A 21,259-nucleotide genomic window follows, 5' to 3' on the forward strand; every position below is an offset into this window, starting at 1 on the left:
GGGATAGTCGCCGACTGTAGCGTCCCAGCGTCCGGCTTGCCCCTGGGAGTACCCGGATTCGGGCTGTCGACTCGGCCACCGAGCTCTTCTCCGGCGGCGGGGGTTCCCGTCATGGTGCGGTGCGGGGGAGCGCGGCGCCATGGCGTACGCCACAGATGTGGGGCCTTGACCCCTTCCCACCAGCACCGTGTCACCACAACTTCCTCTCAGGTGTGGAGAGTTGACGCGTGTAACGCGCCTTTGACCCTTGACGTAAACCATTGGTGGGCGGTTGGCTGTGCGTGATCAGTCGATGGCGGTGCGAATCGCCCCCCGACCTGCCCGCGTCGACGGTCGGCCTGTCCGCATGCGCCCAGGCGTCCCTTTGCCCGCATCCGCCCAGGCACCCCCATCCGCCCTACCCGCCCCACTCGTCACGTCCCACGTTCCGTGAGGAAAACCCACACGGTGTCCCCGCCACCGCCACCCCCCTTCGGCCGCAGTCGAAAGCGCGCAGCCCAGGCCTTCGACGCGGCTCTCGACGACGCCGAACTCATCGACGCGCGCGCCGCGTTGGCGCAGGGCAGATGGCAGGCGGTCCGGGCGCTGCTCGCCCGGACGGGTGACGACTGGGACCGGCGGGGCCACCGGGTCACGGTGCTCGCGGCCGAGCCGTACAGCGACGCCTGGGCCAGGGACTGGCTGGTGGCCGAGCCGGACTCCGCCGACGCCGCCGTGCTGCTCGCCCTCGCCCTGGTCCAGCGCGTCCAGCGCGGCAAGGGGAAGCCCGACGCGGCCCGTGAGGCCTGCCGGACCGCGGCCCGCCTCGCACCCGCCGACCCGACCCCCTGGCTCGGGCTGCTCATGCTGGAGCGCGACCTCGGGGCCGCGGACGAGGTCGCGGACGTGTTCGGCGAGATCCGGCAGCGGCACGCCGACCACCACCACGCCCACCACCTGATGGTCGCCCGGCTCGCCGAACGCCGCGCCGAGACGGGCCCCGACCCGCTGCACGAGGTCTACGACTTCGCCAAGTGGGCCGCCGAGCAGGCCCCCGCCGACTCACCGCTCGCGATCCTGCCGGTCATCGCGCACGCCGAGCGCTACCGTGCCCTGGCCGCCGCCGGACACGAGCCGTCCGACCCCACCTCCTCGGGGCACTGGACCGGGCGCCGGGCCCGGCAGGTGATGAAGGCCGCCTTCGACTGGTGGCTGGAGTGGGAGCACGAGGGCCACCCCCGCCGCCTGGTCGACCTCAACTTCCTCGCCCACGCGAAGGTCTGCGAGGGCCGCGGCGCCGAGGCCGCCGCCCTCTTCCACCGCATCGGCGAACGCCCCACCCCGGCCCCCTGGTCCTATCCGGACCGCGAGCCGTACTCCGCCTTCCGCGCCGCCCGCGATCACGCGCTCGGCACGGTGTGACACCCCCGAACCCCCAAAGGACGGTCCCATGGCCACCGAGAGTTCCAGCAAGAGCAGACCAGGCATCAGCACGTTCAAGGGGCAGGACCGCGCTCTGCGCGCCGGCCGCCTCGGCACCGGGGGCCTGCTGCTCTCCGTCCTCGCGGCGACCGCCCCTCTCATGGTCGTCGCGGGTGTCATGCCCACCACATTCGCGGTGATGGGGATCGTCGGCCAGCCGCTCCTCTACGTCGTCCTCGGCGTCGTCCTCGTCCTGTTCAGCGTGGGCTACGCCGAGATGAGCCGGCACGTCCACAACGCCGGCGCCTTCTACGCCTACATCTCCCGCGGCCTCGGCGGCACGGCGGGGGCGGCCGCGGCCCTCGTCGCCCTGGTCGCCTACAACGCCCTCCAGGTCGGCATCTACGGCATCTTCGGCTTCGAGGTCTCCGGACTGTTCGCCACCTACACCGACCTGTCGGTGGCCTGGTGGATACCGGCGCTGGCGGCCGCCCTGGTCGTCGGCGCGCTCGGCTGGCTGAAGATCGACGTCAACGCGCGCGTGCTCGGCGTCCTGCTGATCATCGAGGTCGCCCTCGTCGTCGTCTTCGACCTCGCCGCCGTCGCCGACCCCGCCGCCCAGGGCCTGTCCCTGCACGCCTTCAACCCGGACACCCTCAGCGGAGCCGGCGTCGGCACCGCCCTGTGCTTCTGCATCGCCGCCTTCCTCGGCTTCGAGCAGGCACCCGTGTACGCCGAGGAGACCAGCCGCCCGCACATCCTGGTGCCGCGCGTGATGTTCCTGGCCGTCGGCGGCGTCGCCGTGTTCTTCGCGCTCAGCAGCTGGGCCCTCACCGTGGCCACCGGTCCCTCGGCGGTCGTCGCCGAGTCGCAGAAGCAGAGCGCAGGACTGCTCTTCGGGCTCACCGAGTCCCGCCTCGGCGGCACGTTCACCGACGTGCTGCACGTCCTGTTCGTGACCGGCATGTTCGCGGCCATGCTCAGCTTCCACAACGTCGTCGCCCGCTACGCCTTCGCCATGGGCCGCGAGGGCCTGCTGCCCGCCGCCTTCGGCCGCACCAACAGCGCGAGCGGCGCGCCGGGCACCGGCTCGCTGCTCCAGACCGCCGTGTCCGTGCTGGTCGTGGCCGTCTTCGCGATCGCCGACGACAAGCCCACCGGCGACCCGACCGTGCCGGTCCTGCACCTGTTCACCTGGTTCGGGAACATCGGCTCCCTCGGGGTGATCGTGCTGATGGCGGCGGCCTCGGCCTCCGTCATCGTCTTCTTCGTCCGGCGCGGGGCGGCGGGCGCCCAGGCCTGGCGCCTGGCCACCTCGGCCCTCGCGGGCATCGCCCTGCTGGTGATCGCCGTCTACACGGTCAAGGACTTCGACGTCCTCGTCGGCGCGGGCCCGGAGTCCTCGCTGAGCTGGGTGCTGCCCGGCATCATCGGCCTCGCCCTCCTGGTGGGCCTCGCGCAGGGACTCCTCATGCGGGCCCGCAGACCCGAGGCGCACGCCCGGATCGGGCTCGGAAACGAGGCGTTCCAGCTGGAGAAGGCCGCCGGGGAGGCGTCGTAGCCGCCTGAGAACGCGGTGAGAAGTGGTTACGGAAGTCTGACGAGCACCCGCGAATCCTGGTCCCGCGGGAGTCGCGGGTGTTCGAATGAGAAGGTGAACTCCGAACAGCCCGAGGAACAGCGCGGTCAGCCCATCGGCCGCCGCGTCCTCCTCGGCACCCTCGGCCTGGGCGCGCTCGGCGTGGTCGCCGCGCCCACCCTGCAACGCGGCCTCGAGGCCTTCCTCGGCAGCGCCGCCGACAAGGATCCCACCGGTCTCACCGGCCTGCTCCCCAACGGCGGCGGATTCCGCTACTACTCGGTGACGTCGTCGGTGCCGCACAAGAACGCCGGGAACTACCAGCTCAAGGTCGACGGCCTGGTCTCCCGCCCCCGCACGTACACCCTGGCCGACCTGCGGGCGATGCCCCAGACCCGGATCGTCACGGACGTCCAGTGCGTGACGGGCTGGCGGGTCCCGGACACGCCCTTCGAAGGCGTACGGCTCTCCGCGCTGCTGGACGCCGCCGGAGTGACCGCCAAGGCGGGCGCCGTCCGCTTCAGCTGCTTCGACGGGGCGTACACCGAGAGCCTCACCCTCGACCAGGCCCGCCGCGCGGACGTCCTGGTGGCCCTGCGCATGCAGGACAAGGACATCGGCCACTCCCACGGCGGCCCGGTCCGCCTCTACGTGGCCCCGATGTACTTCTACAAGTCCGCCAAGTGGCTCTCCGGCATCACCGTCACCGAGGACGTGGAGCCGGGCTACTGGGAGGACCGGGGCTACGACGTGGACGCCTGGGTGGGCCGATCGAACGGGCGGGACGATGAGCCTACGAGTTGACGCGCCGGCGCAGACCCGGATCCGGCGCTTCGGCCGCAGTCAGAAGTGGGTCCACCGCACCACGGCGGCCCTGATGGGCGTCTGCGTGGTGACGGCGGCCTGTCTCTACGTCCCCCAGTTCGCCGAACTCGTCGGCCGCCGCGAGCTGGTGGTCCGCGTCCACGAGTGGGCGGGCCTGGCCCTGCCGCTCCCGGCCCTGGCGGGCCTGGCCTCCCGCGCCTTCCGCGCCGACCTGGGTTTCCTGAACCGCTTCGGCCCGCACGACCGGGTCTGGCTGCGGGCCGCCCTGCGCCGCGACAAGCGCCGCTCGTCGCGCCCGGCGGGCAAGTTCAACGCCGGCCAGAAGGTGTACGCCGCCTGGATCGCCGGCGCGAGCCTCGTCATGCTCGGCACCGGCCTGCTGATGTGGTTCACCCACCTCACCCCGATCCAGTGGCGCACCAGCGCGACCTTCGTCCACGACTGGCTGGCCCTGACCATCGGCATCGTCCTCGCCGGCCACATCGGCATGGCACTGGGCGACCCGGAGGCCCGGCGGGGACTGCGGACAGGGTCGGTGAGCCGGGAGTGGGCGGAACGGGAGCATCCGCTGTGGCGGCCGTAGCGTGACCTCACGCCACGGGCTCTACAGCGTGCCCTTCCGCTCGTCGGCCCGCAGACCGCGCAGAGTCCACAGTCCGTACAGAGCCAGCAGCGGTTTGACGACGGTCCATTCGCCGGGGCGGTAGTCGTCCGCGCGGACCAGCCGCTTCGCCAGGTCCGGGCGCTGCCGCCGCAGGTAGGCGCGGGCCTTGAGCGCGTGAGCCGGCTGGGAGACGATCTTGATGCGGTCCATGTCCTCGATCAGCGGGATCACGTTCGTGATGTTCTCCCATGTCGTCGTGGACCGGTCCTCCAGGAGCACCGGGCCCTCGAACCCGAGCACCGATGTCGCGTAGTCGGCCATCAGACGGGCCTCCGTCGCGCCGCTGCCGGTCGCACCGCCGCTGAGGATCAGGCGGGCCCGGTGGGTGCCGTCGGCGCCGAGGGAGCGGATTCCGGCACGGACCCGCCATCGGTTGATCGCATTCGCCGTGGCCCCGGGATTGCGGTACCCCAGGACCACCACGGCCGAGGAGGCGCCCCCGCCGTCGCCCACCAGTCCTCGGGACCACCGCCGGTTCAGCCACTCGCCCCACACCAGGGCCGCAGCCCCTGCCATCACCAGTCCCGTGCTTCGCCGCATGCGGGGACTCTAGGGCACCCCGGCAACGGCGACGGGCGAGGCCGGAAACCGTGCCTCGCCCGCTCGGGTGCCCTGGTGGTCGTACCCGCTAGATGACCAGCGAGAGCAGCAGCACCAGCCCGCCCGCGACCACCGAGATGATCGTCTCCATGATCGACCAGGTCTTGATGGTCTGGCCGACGTTCAGGCCGAAGTACTCCTTGACCAGCCAGAACCCGGCGTCGTTGACATGGCTGAAGAAGAGCGAGCCGGCGCCGATGGCGAGGACGAGCAGGGCCGTGTGGGTGGTCGACATGTCGGCGGCGAGCGGGGCGACCAGGCCGGCCGCGGAGACCGTGGCCACCGTCGCCGAGCCCGTGGCCAGGCGGATCGCCACCGCTATCAGCCAGGCCAGCAGCAGCGCCGGAATCGACCAGTCCTTGGAGATGTCCAGGACCATCTGCCCCACGCCGGAGTCGATCAGGGTCTGCTTGAAGCCGCCGCCCGCGCCGACGATCAGCAGGATGCCGGCGATGGGCGCGAGGCCCTTCTCGATGAGCGGGGAGAGGCGGTCCTTGCCGAAGCCGGCGGGGCGCAGCAGCGTGAAGATGCCCACGAGCACCGAGGCCAGCAGGGCGACCAGGGGCGATCCGACGACGTCGAAGACGCGCTGCACGGTGTTGTCGGGGTCGTCGATGACGATGTCGACCAGCGCCTTGGAGAGCATCAGGACGACCGGGAGGAGGATCGTGGCGAGGGTGGCGCCGAAGCCCGGACGCTTCTCCAGCTCCTCCGAGGCACGCTGGGGGATCATCCGGTCGGGGGCCGGGACGTCCACCCAGCGGGCCGCGACCTTCGAGAACAGCGGACCGGCGACGATCACCGTCGGGATGGCGACCAGCACGCCGAGCGCGAGCGTGACCCCGAGGTTGGCCTTCACCGCGTCGATCGCGACCAGCGGCCCGGGGTGCGGCGGCACCAGGCCGTGCATCACGGACAGGCCCGCCAGGGCCGGGATGCCGATGCGCATCAGGGAGTAGTTGCCGCGCTTGGCCACCATCAGCACCACCGGGATCAGCAGCACGACGCCGACCTCGAAGAACAGCGGCAGACCGATGACGGAGGCGATCAGGACCATCGCCCACGGCATCGAACGGCCGCCCGCCTTCGCGAGGATCGTGTCGACGATCTGGTCGGCCCCGCCCGAGTCGGCGAGCATCTTGCCGAGGATCGCGCCGAGGGCGATCAGCACGCCGACGCCGGCGACCGTGGTGCCGAGCCCGGTGGTGAAACTGGTGATGGCCTTGTCGAGCGGCGCTCCGGCGACCGCGCCGAGCACGAGCGTGCCCAGGGTCAGCGACAAGAAGGCGTGGAGCTTGAACTTGGTGATGAGCAGCACGATGACGGCGATGCCCACCAGGACGGCGATGCCCAGCTGAGCGTGACCGGCCGAGGTGATCGGCTCGGGTGCGTCCGCTGCCAGCATCTCGACGCTGAGTCTGGTCACGGGGGTCCCTTGCAGGTACGGGGGATGTTCTTCGGAAAGGGTGTTCGTCGGAAAGGGTGCGGAAAGGGGTGCTACGGGAGTTCGGCGAGCGCCTTCGCGGCCCGTCCGGTGATCTCCTCCGGACTGCCGGACACGTCCACCACGACCCCGGCCTCGTCCTCCTGGAGGGGCTGGAGCGTGGCGAACTGCGAGTCGAGCAGCGCGGTGGGCATGAAGTGGCCCTGCCGGTGCGACATCCGGTCCTCGATGAGGGAGCGGTCGCCCGCCAGGTGCACGAAGACGACTCCCGGCGCCTCGGCCCGCAGCCGGTCGCGGTACGACCGCTTCAGCGCCGAGCAGCTGACCACCCCGCCGAGCCCCGCCCGCCCGTGCGCCCAGGAGCCGATGGCGTCCAGCCACGGCCACCGGTCGTCGTCGGTGAGCGGGGTGCCGGCCGACATCTTGGCGATGTTGGCGGGCGGGTGGAAGTCGTCGCCCTCGGCGTACGGGACGCCGAGCCGGGCCGCGAGCAGGGGACCGATGGTGGTCTTCCCGGTGCCCGCGACGCCCATGACCACGACGACCTTCGGGGTACTCATCGCTGCCTCACTGTCTGTTGTCGCCTTCGACATCCGATGTCGACGCCACTGAAACCCATTAGGTACGACTAATTCAAGAGCCTGTGATGAATAAGTCTGACTTTTTTGCGGTGTGACGCGCCCCGTACTCTGAGTGCATGAGCACATCGGGCCGGGGGCTGCACGGCCGCGTACTGGACTCCCTCGGCCCCGCGATCACCGCGGGCGAGTACCCGCCGGGCAGCGTGCTGCGCACCGACGAACTCGCCCAGAGCTTCGACGTCTCACGCTCCGTGATGCGCGAGGCGGTCCGGGTCCTGGAGTCCATGCACCTGGTCGAGTCCCGCCGCCGGGTGGGCGTGACGGTCCGCCCCAAGGCCGAGTGGAACGTCTACGACCCCCAGGTCATCCGCTGGCGGCTGGCCGGCGCCGACCGCCCGCAGCAGCTGCGCTCACTGACCGTGCTGCGCTCGGCGATCGAGCCGGTGGCGGCGGGCCTCGCCGCGAAGCACGCGACCGCCGAACAGTGCGCCCAGCTCACCGAGTGCGCGCTCGGCATGGTCGCCAACTCCAAGGGCCACCGCCTGGAGGGCTACCTCTTCCACGACATCGCCTTCCACCGGGTGATCCTCAACGCCTCCGGCAACGAGATGTTCGCCCGCCTCGGTGACGTGGTCGCCGAGGTCCTCACCGGCCGCACCCGCCACGAGGTCATGTTCGAGGACCCCGACCCGGCCGCCGTCACCCTCCACGTCCGGCTCGCCGAGGCGGTCCGCGCGGGCGACGCCGGCCACGCGGAGGCGCTGACCCGCGAGATCGCGGAGGGCGCCCTTCAGGAGCTGGACATCCTCGCTCCCTAGTCCAGGAACTCGCCGTCGACGTACACCCAGGCCCCGCCGATCCGCTCGAAGCGGCTGCGCTCGTGCAGCGAACCACCCTTGAACGAGGCCCGGAACGTCACCGTGCCCGTGCTGTGGAAGGCCGAGCCCTCGCTGCGGTCGAGGATCTCCAGCTCGGTCCACCGCATCCCGGGGTCGAAGTCCACGCCCGGCGGCCGGGTCCGCGGATGCCAGGTACGCAGCAGATAGGGTTCGTCCCGCTTCACGAAGGCGCTGTAGCGCGACCGCATGAGCGCCTCGGCGGTCGGCGCCGCGGCCTCACCCCGGTGGAAGCGGCCGCAGCAGTCGTCGTACGTCTTCTGAAGTCCGCAGGGGCAGGTGGGCCGCTGCCGTGCTGCGACTCGTCGCGTCACGGCTGCACCCTGCCGGTGTTGGTCGGCGGGTGTGCGGGCCGCGCCGGACCCAGCGTCGGCAGCGGCGGCAGTGCCGTCCCGTACAGCCACGCGTCGAACAGCCCGTTCAGCGACTCGTCCGCGAACCGGTTGACATGGGCCGTGAGCGTCGAGGTGGTCACCGCCCCGCCCCGGTGCAGCCCTGCCCAGCCGCGCAGCATCCGGAAGAACGCCTCGTCGCCCATCGCGCAGCGGATCGCGTGCACGGTGAGCCCGCCCCGCTCGTAGAGCCGGTCGTCGAACATCGACTTGCGGCCCGGATCGGCCAGCCGCAGATCCTGGGGGAGCGAGGACAGCAACCGGTGCGCGGCGGCGGCCAGTTGCTGGGCGGTACGGCCCCCCGAGCGCTCCGACCACAGCCACTCGGCGTACTTGGCGAACCCCTCGTTCAGCCAGATGTGCCGCCAGTCCGCGATGGACACGCTGTTGCCGAACCACTGGTGCGCCAGCTCGTGCGCCACCAGCCGCTCCCAACCCCGGGCCCCGTCCACGTGGTTGGACCCGAACAGCGACAACCCCTGGGCCTCCACGGGCACATCGAGCTCCTCCTCCGTGACGACGACCGCGTACTCGTCGAACGGATACGGCCCGAACAGCTCCTGGAACAGCTCCATCATCTGCGGCTGCCGCGCGAAGTCCCGTGAGAACTCCGGCAGTAGATGCGCCGGGATGTGCCCGTGCTGCGGCACTCCGCCGGGACCGGGGTCACCGAGCAGCACCGTCTGGTACTTGCCGATCGACAGCCCGACGAGATAGCTGGAGGTGGGCGCGGCCTGCTCGTACACCCAGGTTGTCGTGGACGCCTTGGTCGTACGGGTCAGCAGACGCCCGCCCGCCACGACCGCGTAGGCCGACGGCGTGGTGATCGAGATCTGGTACGACGCCTTGTCCGCGGGCCGGTCGTTGCACGGGTACCAGGACGGCGCCCCGATCGGCTGGCTCGCGACCAGTGCCCCGTCCTCCAGCTCCTCCCAGCCGAGCCCGCCCCAAGGGCTGTTGACCGGCTTGGGGTTGCCCGACCAGTGCACCTCGACGGTGAACGCGGCCCCGGGCCGCACCGCCTTCGCGGGCTTGACCCGCAGCTTCCCGCCGCGGTGCGTGTAATGGGCCGGCCGGCCGTCCACCCGCACCCGGCCGATCTTGAAATCGGACAGGTTGAGCATGAACTCGGCCAGCGGTGACCGCCCCGCTATGGCGTTGATCCGCGCGCTCGCGGCCAGCCGGTTCGGGGCGGGGCGGTAGTCCAGCGCGAGCTCGTAGCGGTGCACCCGGTACCGGGCGTCACCGTGGTCCGGGAAGTACGGGTCCGAACCCGCCGCCTGCTGAACTGCCACTGCCGCTTCCGCTCCCTGCGCCACGTTGCCACTCGGATCCGCCGGTACACCGCTCACCGACTCCGAGTGGCCCGCGTTCAGGGCCGCCATGCCTCGATCGGGTTGCCGAGCCAGCGGGTGTCGTCCGGAACGGACTCCGCGGCCATGACGAGCGACGCGGGACCCAGCGTGGTGCGGGCCCCGATCGTGCTGCCGGGCAGCACGATCCCGCCAGGGCCCAGCGTGGCGCCCTCACGGAGAACCACAGTATCCGTCCGCAAGATCCGGTCGTGGAAGAGGTGGGTCTGGAGCACACAGCCGCGGTTGACGGTGGCCCCGTCCTCCAGCGTCACCAGGTCGGTCTCCGGGAGCCAGTAGCTCTCCACCCAGACGCCCTTCCCGATCTTCGCGCCGAGCCCCCGCAGCCACGCCGTCAGCACCGGCGTTCCCGGCACGGAACCCGCCAGCCACGGCACCGCCAGCACCTCGACGAAGGTGTCCGCGAGCTCGTTGCGCCACACGAAGCCGCTCCACAGCGGGTGCTCCCCGCTGCGGTGCCGCCCGACCAGCAGCCACTTCGCGACCATCGACACCAGCCCCGCCACCGCACCGGCCGCGAGCAGCACCACCCCGGCCAGCGGCCAGGCCCACGGCCCCAGCGCACACAGCGCGGCAATCGTCAGCACGGCGAGCCCCGCCGAGCAGAACACCGGAACGATCCGGCACAGCTCCACCAGACCGCGCGCCCACAGCAGCCCCGCCGAGGGTTCGTACGTCCGGCTCTGGTCGCTGTCGGCCGTGTTCCGCGGCAGCTTCACCGGCGGCAGCCCGAGATACGACGTGCCCTTCTTCGCCTTCTTCGGCGTCGCCGACAGCACGCCCACCAGGCCGCCGTCCGGCACACTGCGGCCCGGCGCGGTCATCCCCGAGTTACCGAGGAACGCCCGCCGCCCGATCTCCGCGCGCCCGATCCTGACCCAGCCGCCACCCAGCTCGTACGGCGCGGTGAGCGTGTCGTCGGCCAGGAACGCGCCCTCGCCGACCGTCGTCAGACTCGGCAGCGCCAGCACGGTCGACACCTCGGCACCGCGCCCGATCCGCATCCCGAGCAGCCGCAGCCACACGGGCGTGGCAAGGCCGGCGTACAGCGGGAACAGCGTCTCGCGCGAGCGGTCCATCAACTGCGTCACGGTCCACGCCTGCCACCCGACCCGGCTGTGCGTCGGATACGTCCCCTCGCGCAGCCCCAGACTCAGCAGCCGTACGGCGACCAGGAGCAGCAGCGCGTACGCAAGCCCGAAGGCCAGCGTGGCCGGGACGAGGGCGAGGAAGGCACCCGCGAGAGGAGCGTCCCCGGCGAGGAAGGGACGCGCGACCAGGAAGGCCGCCCCGCCCGCCAGCACCGGCAGCAGGGTCAGGGCGAGCCCGGTCAGGCCGTACATCACCCGCCAGTACGTGCCCCGCGCCGGACGCTCCTTCGGCCAGTTGCGCTTGGCCTTGCCGAGCTTGACCGCGGGCGCGCCCGCCCAGCGCTGACCGGTCGGGATCTGCCCGGTGACCGCCGAACCCGGCGCCACCTCGGCCCGCTTGCCGACCCGGGCGCCGGGGAAGAGCATGCTGCGCGTGCCGACGACGGCGTGCGCGCCCACCTTGACCTGGCCGATCTCCAGCCGGTCCCCGTCCAGCCACCAGCCGGACAGGTCCACCTCGGACTCCACGGCCGCGCCCCGGCCCAGCTTGAGCATGCCGGTGACCGGCGGCAGCGAGTGCAGGTCCACATCGGGACCGATCTTTGCGCCCAGCGCCCGCGCGTACCGCTCCAGCCAGGAGCCGGTCAGCGAGGTCGCCCCGGTGAACTCGGCGAGCCGCTCGGCCGTCCACAGCCGCAGGTGGACACTGCCGCCGCGCGGATACCGGCCGGGCTGAAGGCCGCGCAGCAGCAGCCGTGCCCCGCCGGCCGCCAGGGCGAGCCGTCCGGGCGGGCTGAACAGCAGCAGCGCACCGGCGCCGACGAGCCACCAGGAGGCGGTCGGCAGCCAGTCGTAGGAAGGCAGGAGGTTCCCGACGGCGGCCAGCGGCACCAGCCAGCGCAGCCCCATCAGCGTGAACAGGGGCAGCAGCACGAGGAGTTGGATCACCTGTGCCCTGACCGGCACCGGCGCGACGGTCCGGGCCGCCCCGTCGTCCTGGACGGACTCCTCCAGGCGCCGGGCCAGCTTCCGCAGGGTGGGCTGCTGGTAGATGTCGAGGACGGCCGCGCTCGGGTAGCGGGTGCGCAGCCGGGTGGTCAGCTGGGCGGCGGCCAGGCTGGAGCCGCCGATCGCGAAGAAGTCGTCGCGGGCACCGGACACCGGGATGCCGAGGACCTCGGCCCACTGCTCGGCGAGCCAGGCCTCGGTGCCGTACAACTCCTCCGCGGGACCGCCGGTCTCGAGCCCCTCCAGGGGCCACGGCAGGGCGTTGCGGTCCACCTTGCCGGAGGTCCGGGTCGGCAGGTCGGCGACGGGGGCGAGCAACGGCACGAGCGCGGCGGGCAGTTCGGCCCGCAGCTTCTCCACGGCCGCCGAGTGGTCCCAGCCGTCCTGTGTCACGACGTACCCGACCAGGAGCTGGTTGCCGCTGCGGGCGGTACGCACGGCGGCCGCGGCTCCCGCGACCCCCGGCAGCGCCTGCAGGGCGGCGTCGACCTCACCGAGCTCGATCCGCCGGCCGCCCAGCTTGATCTGCTCGTCGGCCCGCCCGAGGAAGACCAGCCCCTCGGGCTCCGCCTTCACCAGGTCACCGCTGCGGTACGCCCGCTCCCAGCCCAGCGACTTCAGCGGCGCGTACTTCTCCGCGTCCTTCTCGGTGTCCAGGTACCGGGCGAGCCCGACCCCCCCGATCACCAGCTGCCCGCTCGCGCCCATCGGCACGGGATCCCCGGCCTCGTCGACGACGGCCAGCTCCCAGCCGTCCAGCGGCAGCCCGATCCGGATGGGCTCCTCGCCGCTCATGAGCGAGGCACAGGCCACCACGGTCGCCTCGGTGGGCCCGTAGGTGTTCCACACCTCGCGCCCCTCGGTGACCAGCCGCTGCACCAGCTCGGGCGGACAGGCCTCACCGCCGAAGATCAGCAGCCGTACGTCGTTGAGGGTCTCGGGCTCCCACAGCGCGGCGAGCGTCGGCACGGTCGACACGACCGTGATCTCCTGCTCCACGAGCCACGGTCCGAGGTCCGCGCCACTACGGACCTGGGAGCGCGGCACCGGCACCAGACAGGCCCCGTACCGCCACGCCAGCCACATCTCCTCGCAGGAGGCGTCGAAGGCGACCGACAGCCCCGCCATGACCCTGTCACCGGGACCGATGGGGTCGTCGGTGAGGAACAGCGCGGCCTCGGCGTCCACGAAGGCGGCGGCGCTGCGGTGCGAGACGGCCACGCCCTTGGGCTTGCCGGTGGAGCCGGAGGTGAAGATGATCCAGGCGTCGTTCTCGATGCCGGGCCGGGCGGCGGGGGAGTCGCTGCGGCCGTTCACGGTCAGCTCGTGCCCGGCGCCGACCACGGCCCGCACCTCCGCCTCCCCGAACACCAGCTCGGCCCGCTCGTCGGGGTCCTCGGCGTCGACCGGGACATAGGCGGCACCGGCGGCGAGCACGGCGAGGATCGCGACGTACAGGTCGTTGGTGCCGGACGGCACCCGGACGCCCACCCGGTCGCCGAGCCCCACCCCTGCCTCGGAGAGCCGCCGCCGCAGCCGCTCGACCTCGGCGGCGAGGGCGCGGTAGGTGAGCCGGGTCGTCCCGTCGTCCAGGGCGAGCTCGTCGGGGCAGGACCGCACGGACGCGTCGAAGACGTCGACGAGGGTGCGCGGGGAGGCGGCTGGGCCCCCGGAGAAGCGGGCGGTGTCGCCGAACTGTTCGCGGATCTCTGCGCTGAGCTCTTCGTTGAGCAGGCCGAGAGCGCTGCTCTCGTGTATGGCTGCCATCGGTCCTCGCGTCTCGATCCCGGAGCCCCCGGGGCGCTGGCGGGCCCGCAGGTCTGCCTGGGGTTGTCCGGCTCCAGCTCGTAACAAGCCGGAAATTTTAGTACGAAGTTAGGTCCGTACGGCTTGATCGGCCATTCCGGAGGGCCGTTCGGGGCCGTTCACGACCATCGGAGACGCTGTGACCAGGGCGTTTCACTCCCGAGAGAGATCGCCCACACTGTGCGTGAGGGCCCGCTCCAGGGCAAAAGAAAACGGTGCCGACCGAGAACCGGTCAGCACCGTTACTTGTGTCCGAGGGGGGACTTGAACCCCCACGCCCGATAAAGGGCACTAGCACCTCAAGCTAGCGCGTCTGCCATTCCGCCACCCGGACAAGGTGTCTGTCGTGCGGGGTTTCCCTCGCGGCGACGAAGGAAACATTACCAGGCTTTCGAAGGGGCCCGATCACCCCCCGTCCCCGCCCCGGGTCGGGCGTGAACGGCGTGTGACGGGCCGGGCCCGGTCTTGGGGCCGACCGGGGGGCGGAGAGAGGATGAGGGCAACCACCAGCAGTGACAGCGGGAGGAACAGCGTGAGCGACACGGACACGGCCAGGGGCGTCACCGGCGAGGACGAGGTCGTGGACCTCTGCCGCGAGCTGATCCGGTTCGACACCAGCAACTACGGCGACCATTCCGGCCCGGGCGAGCGCAAGGCGGCCGAGTGGGTCGCGGAGAAGCTCGCCGAGGTGGGGCTCGAACCGCAGATCTTCGAGTCGCACCCCGGCCGCGCGTCCACGGTCGCCCGGATCGCGGGCGAGGACCCGTCCCGGCCCGCCCTGCTGATCCACGGCCACCTGGACGTCGTACCGGCCAACGCCCAGGACTGGACCCACCACCCCTTCTCCGGCGAGATCGCCGACGGCTGTGTGTGGGGACGGGGCGCCGTCGACATGAAGGACATGGACGCGATGACCCTGGCGGTCGTCCGTGACCGGCTGCGCGGCGGGCGCAGGCCCCCGCGGGACATCGTCCTCGCGTTCCTCGCCGACGAGGAGGCCGGCGGCACGTTCGGCGCCCGGCACCTCGTCGACCGTCACCCCGACCTCTTCGAGGGCGTCACCGAGGCGATCAGCGAGGTGGGCGGCTTCTCCTTCACGGTGAACGAGCAGCGCCGGCTCTACCTGATCCAGACGGCCGAGAAGGGCATGCACTGGATGAAGCTGACCGTGGCCGGCACCGCCGGGCACGGCTCGATGATCCACCGGGACAACGCGATCACCGAGCTGTCGGAGGCGGTCGCGCGGCTCGGCCGGCACAAGTTCCCGGTGCGGGTCACCAAGACCACCCGGGCCTTCCTCGACGAGCTCGGCGACGCGCTCGGCACCGAGCTGGACCCGGAGGACATGGAGGGCACGCTCGCCCGGCTCGGCGGCATCGCCAAGCTCATCGGCGCGACCCTCAGCAACACCGCCAACCCCACCCAGCTGGGCGCCGGCTACAAGGTCAACGTCATCCCGGGCGAGGCCACCGCGCATGTCGACGGGCGCTTCCTGCCCGGCTTCGAGGAGGAGTTCCTCGCCGACCTCGACAAGATCCTCGGCCCGAAGGTCAGGCGGGAGGACGTGCACTCCGACAAGGCCGTCGAGACCACCTTCGACGGCGCGCTCGTGGACGCCATGCAGTCCGCGCTGGTCGCCGAGGACCCGGCCGCCAAGGCGATCCCCTACATGCTCTCCGGCGGCACCGACGCCAAGTCCTTCGACGAGCTCGGCATCCGTGGCTTCGGCTTCGCGCCGCTCAAGCTGCCCCCGGAGCTGGACTTCGCCGGGATGTTCCACGGTGTCGACGAGCGGGTGCCCGTGGACGGGCTGAAGTTCGGTGTGCGGGTTCTCGACCGGTTCATCGACGCGAGCTGACGGTCATTGACGCCGCTATTCGGCCGTCCGTGCGAGACCGGCTGGGAAGGGTGAATGCGCTCATAAGCTCGTATCCCCATTACTCCCTCCTCGTTACAGGTGATGCGATCCGCTAATTGGGGTCGCATTGCCAACAAGGAGGAATAATGATCAAGAAGGTCGTCGCCGCTGCGGCTGCCACTGGTGGCCTGGTTCTCGCGGGCGCGGGCCTTGCCGTCGCCGATGCGGGTGCGCAGGGTGCCGCTGTGGGCTCCCCGGGTGTGCTGTCCGGCAATGTCGTGCAGGTTCCCGTTCACGTCCCGGTGAACGTCTGCGGCAACACGGTCTCCGTGATCGGCCTGCTGAACCCCGCCTTCGGCAACACGTGCATCAACAAGTGACGTTGTGCCTCGCCCCTAGTTAACAGGGATGAGCCCGTCGGCCCCGGAGTGCAAGCCATGCGCTCCGGGGCCGACCGGCCTTTTCGAAAAGAACAGAACCGCGACGCAGCGGTATTTCGAGACAAGGTCGAAAGCAGGGATTCAGCACATGCGACAAGTCACTCGCAAGGGCCTGATGACGGTGGCGGCCGCGACCGGTGTGATCGCGGCCGCAGGAGGCGCCGCCCACGCGGACTCGGGCGCGAGCGGATCAAGCGCGAACTCCCCCGGCGTCCTGTCGGGCAACACGGTGTCGGCGCCGGTGCACGCACCGGTGAACGCCTGCGGCAACACCGTGGACGTCGTCGGGGTCCTCAACCCCGCGATGGGCAACAGCTGCGGCAACAAGGGCGGCGGCACCGGATCGCCGGGCGGATACGGCGGCTCGGGCGGCTCCGCGGGACACGGCGCCGGTCACGGCGGTCACGGTGGTCACGGCAGCCCCGGGGGCCAAGGCGGCTCCGAGGGCTCAGGGGGCTCGCACGCCGGCGGTCACACCGGTGGCTCGCCCGGCGTCGGCTCGGGCAACCACGTCGAGGCGCCGGTCGACGTTCCGGTGAACGTCTGCGGCAACAGCGTCGACCTCATCGGCATCGGCAACCCCGCCATGGGCAACGACTGCGCAAACGACGGCGGGCAGCACACCCCGCCCGGCGGCCACCAGACGCCCCCCGGGTCGCCGGAACAGCCCGGAAACCCGGGCAACCCCGGCAACCCTGGCATCCCCGGCACCCCTGGCACCCCTGGCAACCCGGTGGAGCCCGGCCACCCCGGCACTCCGGCCACCCCGCACGGCGGGACCCCGCGCGGCGGCAACCACCCCGGCACCCAGACCGTCACCCAGCCCCTGGGCAGCGCGCAGCTCGCCCGGACCGGCAGCGAGCTGCCGATCGGCCTGGCCCTCCCGGTGGGCGCCGGGGCGCTCCTGGCGGGCGCGGTGCTCTACCGCAAGGCACGGGCCTCGGCCTAGGACATACCGCCTGAAACGGAGCGGGCCCCGCCTCGGCGGGGCCCGCTCCGTTCGTCCTGTCTCACCACGTGGCACGCACCTGGCGGATGATCCGCCGGCGCAACCGCACCCTGCGGCTGCCATCGCGCATCAGGCTCAGTCGGTCCAACTCCCAGTGTCCGTACTCGGCATGGTCGGTCAGCAGGCGTGTGGCGTCCTTGCGGGAGACCCCCCGCGGTACGTACACGTCGACAAATTCGTATTCCGGCATCGCATCTATTGTGCGGGCCGGGGCCCGGTACGGATAGCGTCTGCACTATGTCTGATGCTGTGCAGCCCACCGCTGCCGAGGTACGTGCCGCCGCCGAGGCGGTCAAGACCGCCCTCGACCGCCACCTGGCCGCGGTCGAACGGAGGTCGGGGGAGGACGACCCCGCCGTCTACGAGGCCTTCAACGAACTGGCCGCGGCCGCCGAGGTGTACGACGAGCTGCTCTACGACCGTTACGACGAGGTCACCCCCTTCGAGATCCCCGGCGCGGACGACGCCCCGCCGTACACGGGCCCCGAGGAGCCGAACGCGCTGAGCGTGCTGATCCGCCGCGACTACGCCGTGGCGGAGCCGCAGCGGCTGCTGGCGCAGGCCCAGCGGGTCGAGGCGGCCGACGAGGGGCTCGGCACCGAGGCCTCCGGCACGGTGCACGGTGCGCTGGAAGTGCTGTTCGGCGAGTTCGAGCCCGACGAGATCGCCTCCCGGCACAAGGAGTTCGGCCTCGAGGAGGGCGACTCCACGCTGTGGGTGACCGCCGCGGACGAACCGGCCGAGCCGGGGGAGTGGCTGGAGACGCCGTTCGAGCAGGTCGACGTCGAGCGGGTGGTGTGCCGGTTCGACGTCAGCTCGGTGTTCGACGACCTCGACGATGACGATGACGCCGCCGCCGACGACGTGGTCGGCGGGGCCGATCTTGAGGACGAGGACGAGGACGAGGACCTGGAGCCGTTGGATCTGGATCGGCGCTGAGACGTACCGCGGCGGCCCCGGGGAGCTGATCCCCGGGGCCGCCGTTGTGCTGTCCGCAGGTGACCGGCTGCGGGTCCGTGGGCGCGTCAGGCGGACGTCGGTGTTGCCAGGAGAGTGGGCAGCCTCGTCGTGCGGGGCTTGGCCGGGATCTCGGCGACCGCCCTCGGGAGCGCCTGTTCGGCGCCCTGGACCACGGAGAGGTGGCGCGCGGCCGTGCCGAACGCCGTGTAGACCCAGGGGCGGCTCAGGGCCCCAGTGGCGTCGCCCGGCAGCACCGCCACCACCGCCGGCCAGCGCCCGCCCACCGCCTGGTGTGCCGTCATGGCCCAGCCGTGCCGCACGGACTGCTCCACGCGCTCCTTCGGTACGACCACGGCCTCACCGGCGCAGGTCAGGTGCAGTCCTTCCGCGTCGGCCTTCACCACGTGCCCCGGGAGCGTACGGCCCGGGACGGGGGAGTAGGCGACGCGGTCACCGGGGTCGAATCCGCCGAAGCGGCCGGGGCCCGGATTGAGGCGTTCCTTCAGGGCCGCGTTGAGCACGCGGGTGCCCGCCGCGCCGCCGTGGCCCGGGGTGATCACCTGGGTCTGTTCGGCGGGGACCCCGATCGCCCGCGGCACCGAGTCCGCGACCAGCTGCACGGTCCGGTGCACGGCCTCGCCCGCGTCCCGCACCGGCACGATCACGACCTCCTTGCCGGGGGCCTCGACCTGGTTCAGCTCACCGATGCCGATGCCGGAGACCAGCTCGCCCAGCGGGCCGGGGTCCGGCCTGCGCGAGGCGATCTGCGGACAGATCCGCGCGGCGAGCAGATCCGCGAACACCCGCCCGGGCCCCGCCGACCACAGCACCGCCGGATCCCCGGCCAGCACCAGCCGCGCCCCGTCCGGCAACGACTCCACGAGCAGCGCGGCCGTCTCGACGTCCAGCTGAGGCGCGTCGAGCACGACCAGCAGGTCCAGGTCGAACGCCCCGTCGGCATCCCGACCGGGCCCCTCGGCGCCGGAGAGCAGCCCGGCGACGGTGGCGACGGTCCTCGTGGGGGCGTCGGTTTCGAGCAGGGCGCCGAAGCGGTCGCGGCCCAGTGGACTGTGCGTGGCCGCCCACGCCCGCAACCCGAGCCCGCGCGCCGCCGCCAGCAGCGCCGCCGGTTCCGCCAGGGACGCCTCGCCCCCGGTGTGCAGGACCAGGCCGCCCGCCGCGACCGCGCGGATCAGCTCGGCGGCCGAACCCTTGGCCGACGCGGCCGCGCGCTCCCAGTCCTCGGCCGAACCGTCCTCCTTGGGCACGGAGTTGATCAGCCGGGCCAGTCCGTCGGCGAGGCTCTCCTCCGCGAGGGCGTACCGCTCGAGCCCGACCAGGACCCGGACCGGCCGCTCCGCCCCCTCCTCGTCGTCCTCCGCGGGCTCCGGGGCCGCCGGGTCCAGGGCGTCCTGGAAGACCAGCGCCTCGGCCTCGGCGATCGTGCTCTGTACGGCCCCCTCGGCGTCCGGCACGCCCCGCTGGGCCAGCGCCGCGGTGAGCGCCGGCATCTCCAGCACGGTGTGCCCGGCCAGCGCCGCCTGCTCCAGGAGCCAGACGGTGACCGCACGCCCCCGCCGCTCGTCGTCCGGGGCGCAGTCCGCGCCGAGCAGCGCCCGCGCGAACCCGTCGGCCTGCTCGGGCCGTACGCCCGTGACCCGCAGCAACTGCCAGGGATCCGCCCGCAGTCCGGCGTCGGCCCCGTCCCCGAGGGCGGCGGCGACCTGCGGCGCGAGGGCCTCCGGCGCCCCGCCCTCGGCCAGCACACGCCGTACGGCCGCCACGGTCTCGGGTGCGCTCACGCCGACGGCACCGGGGACACCGACCGCCCCCGCGCCTCCGGCCGCCTGCGCCGACACCGGCCGGGGCCGCACCGGCTCCTCGGCGGGCCTGCGCGGTGGTTCGGGCTCGCTGAAGACGGCGGCCACGGGCTTCGCCCCGCTCTCCACCGCCCGTACCGCGGCCAGCAGATCGGCCGCCTTGCCGCTGAGCTTGGTACCGCTCTCGACGGGCCCCTGCTTCTCGGCCTTCCGCCGGGCGATCCGCTCCCGCTCGATCCGCTGCGCCGCCAACTCGGCCTCGGCCTCGGACAACCGCGCCTTGGCCGCACCCTCCGCGTCACCGTCGGTGGCAGCGCCCTCGCCGTCCGGGGACGCCTCGCTCACGCCCTCGTCGGCCCCGGCGCCGGCGGTGCTCTCCGGCTCCGGCGCGGCCTCCCGCGTCCCCGGCTCGGTCTCCTCCGTGGGCTCCGGCTCCGTGCTCACAGCGTGCTCCAGTCGTGATCGGGATAGCGGTGCACGGGCGCCGACACATCGTCGAGCGCCCGGCAGATCTCGTCAGGAAGACTAAGGGCCTCCACTGACAATGCCGCCGTGAGCTGCTGCGAGTTGCGCGCGCCGACGATCGGCGCGGTCACCCCCGGCCGGTCCCTGACCCACGCGAGGGCCACCTGGAGCGGCGTCACCGCGAGCCCGTCGGCCGCCGTGGTCACCGCGTCCACGATGCGGCCAGCGGTGTCGTCGAGGTACGGCGCGACGAACGGCGCGAGATGCTCCGAGGCGCCCCGCGAGTCGGCCGGAGTGGTGTTCCCCCGGTACTTGCCGGTCAGCACCCCGCGCCCCAGCGGCGAGGACGGCAGCAGCCCGATGCCCAGATCGAGCGCGGCCGGCAGCACCTCCCGCTCGATCCCGCGCTGCAGCAGCGAGTACTCCAACTGTGTGGCGGCCAGCCGGGTCCGCGTCCCCGGCGCCGCCAGCTGCCAGGTGCCCGCCTTGGCGAGCTGCCAGCCGCAGAAGTCGGAGACTCCGGCATAGCGGGCACGGCCGCTGCTGACGGCCAGGTCGAGGGCTCCGAGCGTCTCCTCCAGCGGGGTGCGGGGGTCGTAGGAGTGGATGTGCCACACGTCCACGTAGTCCGTGCCGAGCCGGGCCAGGGAGTCGTCCAGCGCGGAGAGCAGATGGCCGCGCGAGCCGTCGACGCGGATCTGCGGGTCGGGCACGCTGCCCGCCTTCGTGGAGATGACCAGGTCCCGGCGCGGGACCAGGCCTTCTATGAGGCGTCCGAGCAGGTACTCGGCCTCCCCGTCGCCGTACACGTCAGCCGTGTCGACCAGTGTCCCGCCCGCCTCCCAGAATGTTTTCAGGAGGTCCGCCGCGTCGTGTTCGTCGGTGTCCCTGCCCCAGGTGAGGGTGCCGAGCCCGATGCGGGACACACGCAGGCCGGTCCGGCCGAGATGCCTCTGCTCCATGGACGCCGAGATTACTGGCCAGAACCTGTCGCGTGGGGGCCTGTGGACAACGGATTCGGACAGCTGCGCGGCAATCGCGCCCCCT

18 protein-coding genes and 1 tRNA gene are annotated in these 21,259 nt (G+C 72.3%); 9 read left to right on the top strand and 10 right to left on the bottom strand.

Annotated features, from left to right (window positions below):
• The first annotated feature begins 447 nt into the window (after positions 1-447).
• The 4 genes from ACFYZ8_RS24885 to ACFYZ8_RS24900 all read left to right on the top strand — a co-directional run bounded on the left by ACFYZ8_RS24885 (position 448) and on the right by ACFYZ8_RS24900 (position 4,388).
• The gene (locus ACFYZ8_RS24885; RefSeq protein ID WP_388536156.1) at positions 448-1,401 is read left to right on the top strand and encodes a hypothetical protein; all 954 of its coding nucleotides are present in this window, start codon (positions 448-450) and stop codon (positions 1,399-1,401) included.
• A 28-nt stretch (positions 1,402-1,429) separates the two neighbouring features.
• The gene (locus tag ACFYZ8_RS24890; RefSeq protein ID WP_388536154.1) at positions 1,430-2,962 is read left to right on the top strand and encodes an APC family permease; all 1,533 of its coding nucleotides are present in this window, start codon (positions 1,430-1,432) and stop codon (positions 2,960-2,962) included.
• Between the two features lie 93 nt (positions 2,963-3,055).
• A complete protein-coding gene (locus ACFYZ8_RS24895; RefSeq protein WP_388536152.1) occupies positions 3,056-3,784 on the top strand; it encodes a molybdopterin-dependent oxidoreductase in 729 nt (242 codons plus the stop codon).
• Positions 3,768-4,388 (top strand): cytochrome b/b6 domain-containing protein, encoded by a 621-nt coding sequence (locus tag ACFYZ8_RS24900; RefSeq protein WP_359031988.1) that lies wholly within the window; start codon positions 3,768-3,770, stop codon positions 4,386-4,388. The genes ACFYZ8_RS24895 and ACFYZ8_RS24900 overlap by 17 nt, the downstream gene beginning before the upstream one ends.
• 21 nt (positions 4,389-4,409) lie before the next feature.
• Here ACFYZ8_RS24900 and ACFYZ8_RS24905 read toward each other — a convergent pair whose 3' ends face one another.
• The 3 genes from ACFYZ8_RS24905 to ACFYZ8_RS24915 all read right to left on the bottom strand — a co-directional run bounded on the left by ACFYZ8_RS24905 (position 4,410) and on the right by ACFYZ8_RS24915 (position 7,073).
• Complete coding sequence (locus ACFYZ8_RS24905; protein ID WP_359031989.1) at positions 4,410-5,009, bottom strand: YdcF family protein; 600 nt, start codon at positions 5,007-5,009, stop codon at positions 4,410-4,412.
• 88 nt (positions 5,010-5,097) lie between these two features.
• On the bottom strand, positions 5,098-6,495 hold the full coding sequence (locus ACFYZ8_RS24910) for a gluconate:H+ symporter (RefSeq protein ID WP_359031990.1): 1,398 nt from the start codon (positions 6,493-6,495) through the stop codon (positions 5,098-5,100).
• 71 nt (positions 6,496-6,566) lie between these two features.
• Complete coding sequence (locus ACFYZ8_RS24915) at positions 6,567-7,073, bottom strand: gluconokinase (protein WP_359031991.1); 507 nt, start codon at positions 7,071-7,073, stop codon at positions 6,567-6,569.
• 137 nt (positions 7,074-7,210) lie between these two features.
• Between ACFYZ8_RS24915 and ACFYZ8_RS24920 the strand changes: the two genes are divergently transcribed.
• The gene (locus ACFYZ8_RS24920) at positions 7,211-7,912 is read left to right on the top strand and encodes a FadR/GntR family transcriptional regulator (RefSeq protein ID WP_359031992.1); all 702 of its coding nucleotides are present in this window, start codon (positions 7,211-7,213) and stop codon (positions 7,910-7,912) included.
• Here the strand turns inward: ACFYZ8_RS24920 and ACFYZ8_RS24925 are convergent.
• The 4 genes from ACFYZ8_RS24925 to ACFYZ8_RS24940 form a co-directional block, all read right to left on the bottom strand.
• Positions 7,909-8,304, bottom strand: coding sequence for a YchJ family protein (locus ACFYZ8_RS24925; RefSeq protein WP_388536148.1), 396 nt, complete (start codon positions 8,302-8,304; stop codon positions 7,909-7,911). The genes ACFYZ8_RS24920 and ACFYZ8_RS24925 overlap by 4 nt on opposite strands.
• Positions 8,301-9,677 (bottom strand): M1 family metallopeptidase, encoded by a 1,377-nt coding sequence (locus tag ACFYZ8_RS24930; RefSeq protein ID WP_388536145.1) that lies wholly within the window; start codon positions 9,675-9,677, stop codon positions 8,301-8,303. Before ACFYZ8_RS24930 ends, ACFYZ8_RS24925 begins: the two co-directional genes overlap by 4 nt.
• A 77-nt stretch (positions 9,678-9,754) precedes the next feature.
• A complete protein-coding gene (locus tag ACFYZ8_RS24935; protein ID WP_388536142.1) occupies positions 9,755-13,621 on the bottom strand; it encodes a Pls/PosA family non-ribosomal peptide synthetase in 3,867 nt (1,288 codons plus the stop codon).
• Positions 13,622-13,909: 288 nt separating this feature from the next.
• A tRNA-Leu gene (locus tag ACFYZ8_RS24940) sits at positions 13,910-13,994 on the bottom strand.
• 198 nt (positions 13,995-14,192) lie between these two features.
• On the opposite strand from ACFYZ8_RS24940, the gene ACFYZ8_RS24945 reads away from it, so the two are divergent.
• From ACFYZ8_RS24945 to ACFYZ8_RS24955, 3 genes are all read left to right on the top strand, one after another.
• A complete protein-coding gene (locus ACFYZ8_RS24945) occupies positions 14,193-15,518 on the top strand; it encodes a M20/M25/M40 family metallo-hydrolase (RefSeq protein WP_388536139.1) in 1,326 nt (441 codons plus the stop codon).
• Positions 15,519-15,664: 146 nt separating this feature from the next.
• Positions 15,665-15,898 carry a chaplin ChpH gene (chpH, locus tag ACFYZ8_RS24950; RefSeq protein ID WP_007380902.1) on the top strand — a complete coding sequence of 78 codons (234 nt, stop codon included), beginning with the start codon at positions 15,665-15,667 and terminating at the stop codon, positions 15,896-15,898.
• A gap of 148 nt (positions 15,899-16,046) precedes the next feature.
• The gene (locus ACFYZ8_RS24955) at positions 16,047-16,907 is read left to right on the top strand and encodes a chaplin (protein WP_388536136.1); all 861 of its coding nucleotides are present in this window, start codon (positions 16,047-16,049) and stop codon (positions 16,905-16,907) included.
• Between the two features lie 61 nt (positions 16,908-16,968).
• On the opposite strand, the gene ACFYZ8_RS24960 is transcribed toward ACFYZ8_RS24955, so the two are convergent.
• Entirely contained in the window at positions 16,969-17,157 is a 189-nt protein-coding gene (locus ACFYZ8_RS24960; protein ID WP_007380901.1) for a DUF5703 family protein, read from the bottom strand.
• Between the two features lie 47 nt (positions 17,158-17,204).
• On the opposite strand from ACFYZ8_RS24960, the gene ACFYZ8_RS24965 reads away from it, so the two are divergent.
• Complete coding sequence (locus tag ACFYZ8_RS24965; protein WP_388536134.1) at positions 17,205-17,906, top strand: hypothetical protein; 702 nt, start codon at positions 17,205-17,207, stop codon at positions 17,904-17,906.
• 86 nt (positions 17,907-17,992) lie between these two features.
• On the opposite strand, the gene ACFYZ8_RS24970 is transcribed toward ACFYZ8_RS24965, so the two are convergent.
• Both ACFYZ8_RS24970 and ACFYZ8_RS24975 read right to left on the bottom strand, forming a co-directional pair.
• Positions 17,993-20,191: a helix-hairpin-helix domain-containing protein gene (locus ACFYZ8_RS24970; RefSeq protein WP_388536131.1), complete on the bottom strand. Its 2,199-nt coding sequence runs from the start codon at positions 20,189-20,191 to the stop codon at positions 17,993-17,995.
• Positions 20,188-21,174 (bottom strand): aldo/keto reductase, encoded by a 987-nt coding sequence (locus ACFYZ8_RS24975; protein ID WP_359032000.1) that lies wholly within the window; start codon positions 21,172-21,174, stop codon positions 20,188-20,190. Before ACFYZ8_RS24975 ends, ACFYZ8_RS24970 begins: the two co-directional genes overlap by 4 nt.
• Between the last annotated feature and the right edge of the window lie 85 nt (positions 21,175-21,259).

This window comes from Streptomyces sp. NPDC001668, from assembly GCF_042893155.1.
Taxonomy (GTDB): domain Bacteria; phylum Actinomycetota; class Actinomycetes; order Streptomycetales; family Streptomycetaceae; genus Streptomyces.